The 14,156-nt window shown below is 53.9% G+C and carries 7 protein-coding genes; 2 read left to right on the top strand and 5 right to left on the bottom strand.

Annotated features, from left to right (window positions below; translation table 11 throughout):
- Positions 1-29: 29 nt before the first annotated feature.
- Positions 30-899, top strand: a complete 870-nt coding sequence (locus SV7mr_RS08910) for an IS3 family transposase (RefSeq protein ID WP_145271088.1) — start codon at positions 30-32, stop codon at positions 897-899.
- A gap of 165 nt (positions 900-1,064) precedes the next feature.
- Here the strand turns inward: SV7mr_RS08910 and SV7mr_RS08905 are convergent, their stop codons facing one another.
- From SV7mr_RS08905 to SV7mr_RS08895, 3 genes are all read right to left on the bottom strand, one after another.
- Positions 1,065-1,676, bottom strand: coding sequence for a hypothetical protein (locus SV7mr_RS08905; protein WP_145271195.1), 612 nt, complete (start codon positions 1,674-1,676; stop codon positions 1,065-1,067).
- A gap of 1,771 nt (positions 1,677-3,447) precedes the next feature.
- Positions 3,448-6,114, bottom strand: coding sequence for a serine hydrolase domain-containing protein (locus SV7mr_RS08900; protein WP_419188291.1), 2,667 nt, complete (start codon positions 6,112-6,114; stop codon positions 3,448-3,450).
- A 357-nt stretch (positions 6,115-6,471) separates the two neighbouring features.
- A complete protein-coding gene (locus SV7mr_RS08895; RefSeq protein ID WP_419188290.1) occupies positions 6,472-7,923 on the bottom strand; it encodes a sulfatase-like hydrolase/transferase in 1,452 nt (483 codons plus the stop codon).
- Positions 7,924-8,382: 459 nt separating this feature from the next.
- Between SV7mr_RS08895 and SV7mr_RS08890 the strand changes: the two genes are divergently transcribed.
- A complete protein-coding gene (locus SV7mr_RS08890; RefSeq protein WP_145271191.1) occupies positions 8,383-8,919 on the top strand; it encodes a putative adhesin in 537 nt (178 codons plus the stop codon).
- A 382-nt stretch (positions 8,920-9,301) separates the two neighbouring features.
- Here SV7mr_RS08890 and SV7mr_RS08885 read toward each other — a convergent pair whose 3' ends face one another.
- A complete protein-coding gene (locus tag SV7mr_RS08885) occupies positions 9,302-12,772 on the bottom strand; it encodes an AAA family ATPase (protein ID WP_145271189.1) in 3,471 nt (1,156 codons plus the stop codon).
- Positions 12,769-14,028 (bottom strand): metallophosphoesterase family protein, encoded by a 1,260-nt coding sequence (locus tag SV7mr_RS08880; RefSeq protein WP_145271187.1) that lies wholly within the window; start codon positions 14,026-14,028, stop codon positions 12,769-12,771. The genes SV7mr_RS08885 and SV7mr_RS08880 overlap by 4 nt, the downstream gene beginning before the upstream one ends.
- Positions 14,029-14,156 lie beyond the last annotated feature (128 nt).

Here is a 14,156-nt window from a genome sequence, read left to right as displayed (position 1 = left end):
ACTGAGCTGCCTGCAAAGCAACTGCTGCTGTGGCTTGGCTTGGCTTGGCGGCCAACAAGTTCCACACCTGGAAGAAACGCTACGGAATGGTCAATGACCACAACGGAAAGATCCCTCGCGACTGGTGGCTCGCGGATTGGGAGCGGCAAGCCATTGTCGCGTTCCATGACAAGAATCCACTGGAGGGTTATCGCCGATTGACTTTCATGATGCTTGACGATGACATCGTTGCGGTGAGCCCTTCGACGGTTTATCGCGTTCTCAAAGCAGCGGGGCGTTTGGACCGCAAATCCGCGACCAAGTCGCTCAAAGGAACAGGCTTCAAACAGCCTAAAAAGCCGCATAGCCATTGGCATACCGATGTTTCTTACATCAACGTTGGTGGAACGTTTTTTTACTTGATCACGGTACTCGATGGCTTCAGTCGTTACATCGTGCACCATGAACTTCGCGAGTCGATGACGGAAGTGGATATTGAGATTGTGATTCAAGCAGCGCTGGAAAAACATCCCGGTGTGAAGCCCCGAATCATCAGCGACAATGGTCCGCAGTACATCGCGAAAGACTTTAAAGCATTCGTTCGCTTCAACGGTTTGACGCATGTGACGACGAGTCCTTACTACCCGCAAAGCAACGGAAAGCAGGAGCGATTTTACGGGACGTTGAAGACGGAGTGCATTCGTCCCAATCCGCCGCGAGATCGTGACGAAGCGGTCAAGCAAATAGCTGCTTATGTGTGTCATTACAACGAGACGCGTTTGCACAGCGGGATCGGTTACATCACGCCAGCGGACTGCTTGAATGGCCTGTCCGGCGAGATCCATGCAGAGCGTGATCGCAAGCTTGAAGAAGCTCGTTCACGCCGTCGCGAGCAAGCATCACTTGCAATCGCGAGCTGATGTGAGAGACTGAGAGAACTTGGTCGGAGGATAGGGCACTGGTGAGGACCAACCCGAGCGCCGTGCCAAGTGAAACGTCGAAGGGCAGCGGTGTCAGACGATGTCGCTACTCTTCCCTTCGATGTTTCCACAATGCGAAAAACCTTCGGGCAGGATGCCTGATCTTCACGGCAGGAAGCCGCCATCCTGTACTACTCGCCGGTTAGCAAATTCCAATTCCCGTTGAACCAAGACATGACGGCGAACTCGCTGGATCGCTTCTAGAAGAATCGTGTCCTGACGGACATTCGATTCTCGATCGAGGCGATTTGCCCGATGCTCCATTTGAGGGTCATGAGTCTTCCCTCTGCACGCCTTGCGAAATCGAGGGTCCTGAGTAGGGTCAAAGCAAAAGAAGAGTCGTGTCGAGTGAGCGAGGTGCCTAGTGACCGGCGAAGACACACTATCAGCCCCTGGAAGAAAGCTTTCTCCCGCGTTGTCATAGAGCGAGACAACACGTGACACATCCTTTGAACGTTGATGGTTCCGATGCTCCTGTGTCGGCTGCAGATGGAACATGAATGGGCGCGGTAGCGTCACTGTGTGATCGCCCATGTTGACTTGATCATACAGATCGCCCTGAGTTTCCGTCTTTGCAATCGCAACCAACTTGTCAGGATCAGAATTGAGAAACTGTTGCTCTTCGTACTGATGAAGCCTCGCGTTAGCGGAGGTGTCTGCGTCCCCGACGGAAACCCCAAAGTAATTCGGCAGTATCTGCCTCAATTTCCAAGTCATGGAAGCCAAGAAGTAGCTCTTGCCACACGCAGGCGCTCCAAGAATCGAGAAGAAACTTGCTGGAACTTGAAAAAAAGGCCGGGGAATCTCAAGGTGGCAGTTGGGGCACGCTAGCTTTGAGCACCTATATCCTTCCGGATCGATCGCATCTCCCTCCATCGAGAATCTTGAAGGTAAAAACCTGAGCTGCGCGGAGTCACCCAGCTTTAAATCACCAATTAAATCAGGGTGCTCAGCAACCCAAAGCGCATCTTCTGAAACTAACTCGTGCCAACAATGTGGGCAAACGACTTGCCTCAGTAGCGTCACGCGAGATGCTGGAATGATAGATGTCATAGCTGTCGTGTGCGTAGAAACGCGTATGGGGTTAAGGCAAGCACATGTCTCGAGAAAATAAACTCGCAATGACGTCCAGCCGGAAGTGAAGTTTCAAATGCTGTCGATGCGGTTCGCGCGATTGCTATTCACGGCCGATAAGTCATCTATTCAGAACAAACAAATTGCGTACTCCGCACTTTAGCTAATTTCGGTGGATGGAAGCATTCCTCATCGCCGTCGCCGCTTTCTACTGGCCAAGCAAATGAAATTAGCGTTTCCAAAATCGCCAGACTCAATCGGCTCTGATCTCAGATCAAGTGGCCACACCTTCTTCACTCGCGGACTTCCAGGCATCGATTGCACGCGAATTTCTCCACGCGTCTCTTCCCAATCATTTCACTTCCACAATCAACGCCCGATTAAAAATGTTAAAGTCCATTGCAGAAACACCTAGCCTGAACAACGCGTCAAAAAGCGACAAGTACACCAAAAAAAAACAAGAATTATGAACATTTACATCCGACGACGCCTCGCTGCATCAGTCCACGGGTATCTGGAGGCGATCGTTGATCCTGAAAAAAACGATGCCCCGAAGAAAGATACAAAATGACGGGCACTCCGTCACGGTTTACAAACACAGCTTAGCCCGTCCCCGTTATCCGACAAGGTGGCGGCCTGCCATCTCGGTGGCAAACTTTTTCCTGCAACGGCCCCGATATCACCAGCGGTACAGATATTCACCATAACAGTGGGGAGCGGACCTCACGGACCCTAGCCGTCGGGCGAGACGTGAAGCATCACCGAAAATCCTCCAACCGCTCGTTGGGTTCCGAAGATGCCCAACCCTGTCTGCTCAGAAAGACATCTGGAACCCGGTAAAACTCACGCCTCTAAGCCAACAGCCTGTCACGAAGCGGAACAACATTCCCAAAGAATCGAAACTTCGGCAGCGAACCGAAAAAGCAAACCTGAAGGTAACGCGGGATGACCCATTGATTGCTAAAACTCCTGATGGTCTCTCTGGTGATTACTTGGGTTAGCTCACAGGGTGCGTGGCTTGCACGGCAGCCTACGTCTTTGCCGAACGCCGTAGGTGTTCCATACTCACAGCCCAGGGTCGCGCAGCGCACCCTGGGTAAGCGTGGCGATCAACCTGCCGAACGCCGTAGGTGTTCTACACTCGTTGCCGAACGAACCAAGGCAAACACGGCACACTACACGGGTTCAAAACACTGGTGCGTGGCTTGCACGGCAGCCTACGTCTTTGCCGAACGCCGTAGGTGTTCCATACTCACAGCCCAGGGTCGCGCAGCGCACCCTGGGTGAGCGTTGCGTTCAACCTGCCGAACGCCGTAGGTGTTCTACACTCGTGGCCGAACGAACCAAGGCAAGCACGGCACCCTACACGGGTTCAAAACAGTGGTGCTTGCTGTCGCGGCTTCAGAGCCCGTTATCAGTTACTGATGTTGATGGCGGGAATGATTCGCTGTGGCGCGGTGCTGAGCATCTTGCCCATCCCCTTGTTGTGTGAGGTGATGGCGATGATCAAATTCAATTCATCGATCATGATGATGAACTGTCCCCCCGCGCCTCGGCCGGACTTGATCTGGTAGGTCTTCCCATCGACATCAGCGTCATGCCGCCACCAAAAGTATCCATAGGAGGTGTCCTGTGGATTGGTGTGGATTCGGGAAGTCGCTTTCTCGATGAAACTGGCCGGTATGAGTTGCTGGCCATCCCAACGGCCAGCATTCTGAACCAACATGCCAAACTTGACCATGTCACGTGACCTCATGCTGCTGCCGGCGGCTGATTTGGGCAACCCGCTCACGTCGTCTTGCCAGCCAAAATTGGAAATCCCCAGCGGGCCGAGCAATTCGCCGTTGATGAATTCCTTTGCTGTTCCAGGCACAACCGTTTCAAGCACCTGCATCACGATCGACGGGTCTGAAGACTGATATTTGTATTGCTTGGACTGTGAAGTGATCGGTGCGGTGTGTTCAAGATAAGCTTGAATCTGACCTTGTCCTTTCAACACGCCCTGCGTCCTCCGCAGTTTATCGACTGTTGCTTTGTCGACGCGAATTCCTGAGTGCATGTTCAACGCATCATTGATCGTGATCGTCTCACAACCCTCTGCAAGCTTGCTCTGATCGATCTCCATCAGATACTCCAGCACTGGCCGATCCAAATCGCTCATTTTCAGATAGCCCAATTCAATGGCGCGTCCCAAAGCCAATGCCGTGTAGGACTTGGTAATTGACATCTGGTAGTGAGGGTAATTGGCTCGCCCACGACGATAGTACGACTCAAAAATCAAGCGACCGTCATGGTGAATCAACAGGCTATCGATTTCACCGTGTTGCCCCGCCGCGATCTCTTGTGCCAGGGCCAGGACCAGATCTTTCTTTCCGCTGTCCAAACCAATTTGGCCGACTTCAATCCCGTCCCCCCTATCCTCAGGAGCAATGTCGATGAAGGGTTGCTTAAGATCAGCCAGGTGTTGCTCTTTGGCGAACGAAACATCATCCGACGACAAATCTGTCACTTCGGGCGCCAGTCCATTGGCCTCCGTGATCGCCACCACGTCTTCTGCCGTCAGCGGTTCGTCGGGCGATGACGTTTTCGACGAAGCGGGTGGTGCGGCAGTCCTTGCCTGTCGAGACGTTCTACGTGGCAACCATTCGGTTTCGTTGACGCCTCGCTTGGGCACGCCCTGATCGATTGACTCCCGTGCCGGCTTGAAATCGTCCGTCATGAAGCTCGATGCAGGCAGGCCGGCTGAATTGACAAGACTGATGGTAGGATCAGGTTCCGGTTTGCGAAACAGGTAACGAACGAATTTGGGATGACTGACTTGCGGACTGGTCACAAGGACCTGGTCGCCATCAATGCTTGCGTTTGCGGGAACATACTTGCCGTCGTCACCAGCGACTTCAAAGAAATCAAGGCTTGAGTCGTCACCGGCTGGATTGCTGAGTCCTCCCGCAACATGATCAAAGGAAAGTACGGCTGTCTTGCCGCGATACTCGACGCTCTTCAATAAGGGGCCAGAGTATTGCAAATCGGATCTGCCGTAGTCCTTGGCCAGTGCCCACAGCGCCAATCGCTCGCCAGCATACCGTTTCTCATGAGGGTGCAAGCTTGGGCCGTGGTCGTAGAAGACTGCCATCCCGGTGTTGGACGTGGTCGCAAGTGCGCGACGCATGGCATCTCGCAGCCACGGCCATTCGCCTTTTGCATCCTGAGTTGGAACCTGGACATAGTAGAAAGGGAACTTTCGCTCAGGCGTTCCGCTGCGACTCGCAAACAGCCCACGCCAATTCTCGATCATGAACGGCAAGAGTTCCCGGTATTCATAGCCCGTCTGTGCTTTGGCATTTCGTTCACCCTGATACCAGATCACACCTCGAAAACAGACCGGCACGATCGGCTGAATCTTGTCAGTGAACTGAACGCCCGGATTACGGTTCTCTTGCACGTCATTCCAACCTTCGGGAATCCCAAGCCGTTTTCGAATCACTTCGGATTCGTCATGGGGGATCCAAGCTTGGATCGGCGTACCGGAGTTGTAGCGAAGAATTAAACCGACCGGCACATCGAGTTCTCGATACAGTTTTTCGCCAAAGTAGAATCCGACTCGGGAGATCGATCGCTGTGTCTTTTCATCAATGCCCGTCCAGCCATGCCGAGTGGAGACTCGCATGCGGCTGAGACCTTGCTCGAAAGACTCCGGTTCGATGAATCGATTCTTGCTTGAGTTGAACGAATCAGCCATGTTCGACTGGCCGCTACAAAGCCAAACCTCGCCAACCAAAACACCCGAAAGCTCGAGGCGGTTGTTTCCTTCGACCTGCAAGGTTTGTTCTTGGCTGGAGGTTGCCAGCGGCTCCAAGCGGACCATCCACTTGCCGTCAGAATCTGCCTTCGTCCGTTTGACCTGCCCAGCAAACCTCACCGTGACATTTTCACCGGGGTCAGCGGTTCCCCAAATCGGAACGGTCAACTCCCGTTGCAGCACCATGTTGCTGGAGAAGATCGTCGGAAGAACCACGTCCGCGAGTGCTGTCACGGGCATGAACGCAAAAAGCAGAGCAACGAGAAGGCTGTTGAGTTTCACCGGTGAAGCATCCTGTTTCGTTTTGTAGTCGAAGCCCAACAGTTGCCTGGGAATGGGCGTTTCGCTGGACTTCGAATCATCATGTTTTGTACAGTCAGAGCGAATCAACCATGACCTGCTGGCAGCAGGCAGGCTTGTTCATTCGATGCAAGCTCCTTGCCCGACAGAGTCAAAGACGACCTGGCAAGCGAGCCCGCTCCAGCAAGTATACCTCGGACCGAATTCGTCATTTGGGTTCGCGAGGTTGACCTGATCATTTCCGGTCAAATGCCCCATGGGCCACGGTGGGGTGAATGGCAGCGCGCAGAGAGCCGTCATCCTGAGCCAACGATTCAAAAACGGAGACGTGCAGGGTACTCAATCGGTTTTCTTTCTTCGCCGCACGGTTGGCGATGGATCAACCACGGTTTCAAGATATGTTTGCAGGCGTGCTTGCAATTGCTTGGCTTTGTCAGCCTGCATCACGGAACGATCATGTTTTTCGGCGATATCCTGAACAACATTGAAGAGCTTTGCCGACTGGATTTCGCGCTTGGCATTCACCTCTGCCAGTAGCTTCCATGGACCGGTACGAAGCGCGGCCATTCGCTGACGGGGCCGCGAAAACACCAAGCCATCCATTGAACGTTCGACGGAACCGGATTCTGGATTGGAAAACAACGTGACAAAGCTTCCTCCATCGAGTTCTTTAGAGAGTTTGCCTTTGCCGCCAGCGAGCTCATAAAAGGTCGGCAGAAAGTCGTAGCCTGCCACGGGGACCCGACAGACCGATCCAGCTTCGATCGACGGGCCTCGAACCATCAAGGGGACGCGAATGCCGCCTTCGAGCAGCGAATGCTTGGCCCCGGACAAGGGAACATTCGGTGCAGGACTCTTAGGATCGCCGCCAGGAACAGTGCCGCGGCCGCCGTTGTCCGTGGTGAACACCACATAGGTATTGTCAGAGATTCCCAGAGCATCCAGCTCGTCCAGCAGCCTGCCAATGCCGCTGTCCAGCTCTTCCAGCATTCCAGCCCATCCCTGCGAATAAGCCCGATCGGGAGCGCCCTTGTCCTGGTACTTTTCCAGTGAGGTCTGCAACAGTTCGGTTCTCAGGTGCACTGCATAGTAACTGACCTGAGCATAGAATGGCTTGCCTGCTTTGGCTTGCTTCCGAATGAATTCAATCGACCGATCGGTGACCGTGCCGGTGCGTTTGGGATCTTCAACGAGATGGGCCGGCTGCATCTTGTCTACCATGCCTCCTGTCACGTTTCCGGTGTGCCCGTCGCTCACGTCATAGCCGCACTCTTCCGGTGAAGAAATCATTTTCTCTCCCCACTTCCCGAAGTGGGCACATTGGTAATCAGGATTCGCTTGCTTGAGTGCCCGCGGAACCGTCAGATGATCCGCCGGCACCCACTGACTGACGAATTCCGATCCGGAGCGTGCCGCACTGGTTCCGCAGAGGATGCTGCGACGAGTCGGAGTGCATAGCGGGGCAGGTGAATAGCCACCAGTAAAACGCATCCCCTCTTCCGCGATCCGATCCATCGATGGAGTGTGAAGATAACCGGATCGGGACTCTGGATTTTCGGGGTCCATGAATCCCGACCGCTGACTCCAGCCCTGGTCGTCGGTCAGAATCAAAATGAGATTCGGTGAATCAGCCCGAACGGCTGCCGTGGCCCCGAACAGGATGACCAACAGGCAATAGAGTTTTTTCATGATGACTCGTTTTGTTGAAGCGAAGATGCGTCGGTCTTTCCCACTGACCGCAAACACGAATTCTAGTTCGGCCAGCAAGGGCAAGGGCAGGGAAGTGCCCACGGTTATTGAAACGGTTGATGCTCTTGCCGGTCGAACTCGTGGACGCGTGCCCACGTGCAGCGGAAAACTGGAGGCATCAGTTTATTGAAATCACGCCAGTTGATGGTGAATCGGTTGATCTGTTTGGCAGCCAGTGGCCGCAGGACGAGTCGCTGTGCTGTTTGATGCACCAGTCATTGACTTCGGCCACCCCCGAGGGCCACTCAAAACACCCCTGCGAAGGCGATGCAAACGCGCCAGATAGAACTGCGCCAAGACAAGACTGGAAAGTCCCACGTCATCGGCGCCGCGACTGGCGAAACAAACCGCATAGTTTAGAGCCCTATCAAATTAGCTTCATCGGCCACCCTCTCGCTTTATCGGGATCGGTCATGTCGCCGAACAGGGAGCTAGCTTTCATTCGAACTGATTACCGATACACATAACGCAACACACTTTCGTTACATCCAAGGAACAAGCATGCGCCAGATTTTTCTTAGTGGCCACGGAGGCTGGACACCTTCACAGGGCTACACCGAAGTTCCCAAGGGTTGCAAAATCAACTTCTACACTCATTTCGCCAAGAATCTAATCACCGGGATGGAGTACAAGATTCTGGACGGATCTTACACCGAAGTCGAACGCACCATTGGCGAATTCAATCAGTGTCCCAACATGGTTCTCTCAGGACAAGAAGCGTCCTGGACGGAACGCTCGAAGGCCAAACTGAAGAATCGCAACGACATTGATTGGGGGCTGATCACTCCGCCTGAAAATGGTCGCTATTCGCTCAGTCAGATCTTTTCCTACTATGGCAAAAAGCAAGAAAGTGTCGAACTGCACTGGATGGCCTGCCAAACGCTCGGCTTGAAACAAGTCGGCGGCCGATCATTGGGCGTCAATGCGGGAGACTTTGCACACGATCACACGCGGCCCGCTCAGTTTCGAATCAAGAAAATCGGTGCCGGCGGCACCGAGTACATTTGGATGACAGGCGACGGCGCAGTCGTTAACTAGATCCACCGAGGAATGCGAATCGCATTCGCTGCGATTCCTTGAAGCAAACGTTGGCGAGAAACAATGCACTTTGCCGGAGGGCAGCCCCTGCCCTCCGGTGTCCCTCTTCTATCAAAGAGAGGGACAGTTCCACTGCATTGTCTGCTACCGGCCGGCCATTGAGACAATCAATTCCCACGCCTTGCAAATCGGAACACTCATCGGCGCGCCACCACCGCAAACCGGCCAACCCTTGTATGCTGAAAGAACCGTTGACTGAACTCTCCCGCTGGCGGGAGCGTCAGCGAGGTGAGGGTGAAGTGGTTGGCAACGCCAACGGTATCCAGTCGCTAACGCCAAAACGACTGATGGGCCCCGGGCGACGACCAAACCTCAGCTAACGCTAAAACAATTGACTGCCTATGTCCAGACGACTGAGAATCCAATCGAGATCCGTTTCACTGATTCGATCCGATTCAATGTCATCGTGAAGCGCGGAAAGAACCTTCAACCGGAGTGCACCTTGCGTCAAAGGCTTCACATCCAAGAGGTATCCCTTGTCTGTGAAATAGGCAATCAGTTTCTCCGTGCTGGCACTCCGCCACCGGGGAGGCGCTTTCTGATCCAATCGTTCAATCAGTTTGCAGGCCTCACCGCCGCATTCCTCTGCCAATTCATCGAGTGCATCCATAAAGGTCTCACTGACCGCATCGGATTCAATCAGTGCCGATCGGTCTACCAGAGGCGGACGCCCAATCGATGCATTGTTGAGCACGACTTGGACTGCCCGAAATACGTACGTCAGAGCTTCAACGCGTCCCTGACCCCCGATCAGTTTCTCCGCATCGCCCTGGTCCAGCATTGTTTTGAGTTGCCACCACGTCGTGATGTCGTGCTCCAACAGCATTTTCAATTGGTCGAGGTCATCAATGACATACCAAAGGTGGACGCTTTGGGGATCGATTCGGTATCGCTCAAGAGCAGGCACCTGCAACACTGTCCCATATTCCTCACGCGACATCCCATCAGGTGACGGTACCGTGGTGCGAACGATTGCCGTTGCCACCGGAGGGTTGGATTGAAACTCCGAATGGATTCGCACCTTCGCAAGGTCGATGCATTGATGCGGAACGACTTCAGAGGCGAGTCGCGTTTTCCACTGCGAGAGTTCTTCGCTGCGCGCGGTGCAGTAGAACACCTGTCGGCCAGTCTTTGCGATCTCAATCACCGTGTCCATGATTTCTTCGGCACGGCGGGCGTCACTGGTCGCCAGCGGCTCATCCAATAGCACGGGCAGCATGACCGGTTCGTCATGTTCCAGAAAGGCAATTCGAATCGCGAGCATGGTTTGCACTCGTTCACCAAGTGATAACTGATCCAGGGTTTTCGATCCGCGAGGGGTGCTGATGTGGAAGGCGGCATCATCGGCACTGTCGTTGACCTGCAACTCCAAACGTCCCTTGGTATAGCGTGACAGCAGTTGCTGTGCTCTCTGGTAGACAACTGGCTTGGAGAGCTCCAGTGAACGTTTACGGAGATGTTTCAGCAGCAAGGCGGACATCCGATTCCGGTGTTCGCCATCACGACATTCTTCGAGCCGATCAGAGGCCTCGTCTCGCGTAGCGATGGCACGATCAATCGCATCGCTGTCCTTGGCGACCCGAATCCGTTCTTCAATGGTGCCAATCGTCTTGCTAATGCTGTCGCGCTGCGCTGCCTGCTGTGCAAACGTTTCGATCTGCGTCGTCAGCTTTTCGATTGGCTGGCGTATCAAATGTTCAGAGCCTTCCAGTTGGCTGAGCAGATTCGTTCGAAGATCGGACCACTTCCGGGATTGCTCGACAATGCGTTTGTACTCAGGCAATTGTTTGCAGAACTGCTTCAGTTGTTGCGCCGTGGAATCGATCAAGCCATACTTGCAGAGCAGTTTCTCTCGATCCTCAGTCGCTTTGGCTAGCTGAGGATGGTACTGTTCGTCCAAGAACCGCTGTGACGAGGCACGCGATGTCTCATTCTTGACGTACGTGCTGTGGCGACTCTTCAGGGCTCTCACTGCAGTTTGAATGGATTCGACCGTCGAGAGCTCTTCATAGCCAAACGGCAGAAGCTGTTCGACGAGAGACTGTTGCAGTTGCCTGAATCGGATGCGTTCATTTCGATAGTTCACGCCAACGACGTCGCGTTTGTCGGACGCTTCACACCACTGGTTCAGCGTGTCCACGAATCTCGGCAGCCATTCGGGATCGATGTCTGGCTTGATTCCAATCTTGTTTTCAATCCCCTGTAACGTCTGCTGAATCTGATTTTGATTGATGCGAGCCCTGTTTAGTTGGCTGACTAGACTGCCATGCCGCGCGTGGATCTCGTGGTTGACACGAGCTTCGGCCAAAAACTTGAAGATCGCGCGAAGTCGTGATTCAACGTCGACGCGCGACCATTGCTTGGGTGGCTGGAGGCCCGTTTGCTGAAAGGCCTGCTGGTGGAGCAATAATGCTTCAGCGACACTGTCTTGCGAGAACATCTTTGCTGCAAAGAGTTCCCATGATGTCAAGCCGACCGGGACGATCAGCCCCCAGTACCAACGCGGGTCAAGCTGGAATCCTGCTGCCCCGCAGCCACCTGCGAGAGCCAAACTGGCTGCAACCGCTGGCCACGAAATCGCCCGCTTGAACACCGCGGATACTGTGGGAGTTGCAAGCCATCGAGTCAACGCAGAGGATGCTTCTTCGATCTCGGAGACCTCTGGCAGACTCTCTTTGTCCCCGATTTGTTCAAGCCAATCCTTCTGCTTTTGCAAGCACAGCATCTCCGCGCGATGAGAAAGCAGTTGGCGAACCACCTTGCTGACATCGTCTACCTCCACCTTGGACAGCCCTTCCAACTGAGCCTCCGTGAGCTGTAAACTAACGAGACGTTTTTGGTTGCGAGAAGCAATTTCGGAGTGTTCGTTCAGTTGTCGACGAAGTTCTCGTAACGATCCCTCCAGTTTTTCCAAACGCTGAACATCTGCCTCGATCGCGTTCTGAAAACGGTCATCAAGAGCGCATTGCAGTTGTGTTTGATCACGCTCTGCAGTGGCTTCTGCAACACGCTGTTCTTCAAGACTGACCTGTTGTGTGTATTTGCGAAGATTCTTGTCTAAGCGTTCCAGCGTATCCGCTTCATTCCCTTGGATGCGTTTGAGCTGCTCTGGGAACGTTTCCAGTTGTTTGAGTTCTGCGTTCGCTTTTTCATCCGCTTCTTTGTACTCGACAACGCGCTGGTGCAGAACTTGCTGGTGGAACGCTTCGTTGGCATCAATCAGGCGTTGGGACTGCTCACTGAGACTTGCAGATTCATTGGTGGTGCCGTCTTCCTTTCGCTTCAACTGCTTTACATCGTTCAGAGCATTTTTGAGCGAGGCTGCCGCAGTGGTGGAGGTAAATTTTTCACTCACCGCCTGCGCGGCAGCATCAAGGTCAAACCCGCCCCGACTTTCGTCTGCAATGACTTTCGCGAATCGCTCTCCCTGCCCGGCGATCATTTCTTCCAACGCCAACCGATACTTGCTGCGATTCACTGCGGGGCCAAGATCGGGGGCAGAGGACTGCTGATGGTTTTGCAGCCAAGTGACATGCCCGGCATCGATATCGACCTGCCATGGGTCACCCGCGACGGTTAGGTCATAACTGATGGTGGGACGCTCGGATTGATGCTTGGTAGCGTCCAGCAATGTTGCCACTGCATGCAACAAGGTACTTTTCCCAACACCATTTGGACCATGAATGATGTTGACGCCCTTGCCGATCGAATCCACTTTGAATTCGTCAACGTCTTGAATTCCGAGGAATCGACGGATGGCAATTCGGTTGACTTCGAGTTGTTTATTGCTCATGAGGTCTGTCCTGCAAGTTGATTGATGATCTGCTGCAATTGGGCTTTTAGCAGGCGATTGGTGTTGTCACGACTTGGAGGTGGGCAATCCAAAGCGCGATAGCTTCGCTTGCGATCCGCCTCTTGAAGGTCTGCCATCGCTTCTGCGATCAGGTCAGCGTTCCCGCCGTCTTCAAGTTCTTTCAGCATTTGCACCGCAACACCGAGTGCGGAGCTAGATCGCAGCAAGTCATCCACGTTGATCGCGGGGGTGACGCAATGCGTGACTTTTTCAACCATCGCGACCGCGTCACCGATATTGAATTGCAGATCCTTTTCAATGCCGGCAACAATCGCACTCACTTGGTTGGCAAGTGCAGTGGCACCGGTGATTTCAACTCGGAAGGAAATGGCAGCGAGGTTGCTCCCCATCGCTTGACGAACGTCTTGAGCGTGCTGTTTAATCGCCGAAACCACTTTTGACTCGAATGCAGCACGGGTCTCAATGCCGTCCACATCAACGCCACAGCGGCCGTACCAAATCGTTGAAAGGGGAATGAATTCAGGAGATTGAACTGAGTTGTCCTGTACGTTGAACACCCAGACGCCGTGTTCTCCGGTTTCTCCTGGATCAAGTGCCTGCGGAGACCCCGGGTAAAGAATCCAGGGGGACGGCGAATGGTGGATCAACTTTTTGGCATGGATATGCCCTAGCACCCAAGCGTCGGCCCCGGAAGTCTCTAATGATCGCAGGTCAAGCGGCGCGTATCGCGAAGTGGGCTGGGCAAGATCGCCGTGAACCAATCCCACCACCGGCACCCCATCGCTGTGGCCTGCTTGGTAAGTATCAAGCGGGCTAGCCGAGGCATGCTCTGCAGGGAAACTCCAACCATCAAGATGCAAGGCAGCGTGACCGCCTTTTTCGACCGTATAGCGTTCCCACTGCCCGTTCCTGCCGAGAAGCCGAAACTGTTCATCGGGCAGATCATCGGCGAGTCGAACCAGGACATCAAAATCGTGGTTTCCGCTCACGGCAATCGTCTGGATGCCGGCCGCTGCAAGCTTAGACGTACCGGCTTCCAGCGGGCCAATTGCTTCCCAAAACCGATTGTCTCGATCCGCGACATCACCGCTAAGCAGGACAAGGTCGACACGCTCTTTGATCGCCGTTTCAACGATCTTCATCCAGGCGTCTCGCGCCCGAAATCCGGTGGCGTTCTCAGGAATTTTGCTTGAACGACGACCAATATGAATGTCGCCAGAGATTAAAACTCGCATTTGGAATCCGCAGAAAGATGGTATTCGAACGAACAAAAAAAAGGAATTTGCCAACGCATCCGCCGGAGGCAACGCAAACCGCAAACACGATCGCCGGCTGGATTGCGAGTGCAATCACGCGGCCGAAC

Source organism: Stieleria bergensis (assembly GCA_007745635.1).
Classification (GTDB): domain Bacteria; phylum Planctomycetota; class Planctomycetia; order Pirellulales; family Pirellulaceae; genus Stieleria; species Stieleria bergensis.
This window is presented reverse-complemented; position numbering and strand designations above follow the sequence as displayed.

What these genes read in the sequence shown, in the direction of transcription:
- SV7mr_RS08885 (WP_145271189.1), bottom strand. Translation starts at nt 12,772, where the DNA reads ATGAGCAATAAACAACTCGAAGTCAACCGAATTGCCATCCGTCGATTC.
- SV7mr_RS08890 (WP_145271191.1), top strand. Translation starts at nt 8,383, where the DNA reads ATGCGCCAGATTTTTCTTAGTGGCCACGGAGGCTGGACACCTTCACAG.
- SV7mr_RS08905 (WP_145271195.1), bottom strand. Translation starts at nt 1,676, where the DNA reads ATGACTTGGAAATTGAGGCAGATACTGCCGAATTACTTTGGGGTTTCC.
- SV7mr_RS08880 (WP_145271187.1), bottom strand. Translation starts at nt 14,028, where the DNA reads ATGCGAGTTTTAATCTCTGGCGACATTCATATTGGTCGTCGTTCAAGC.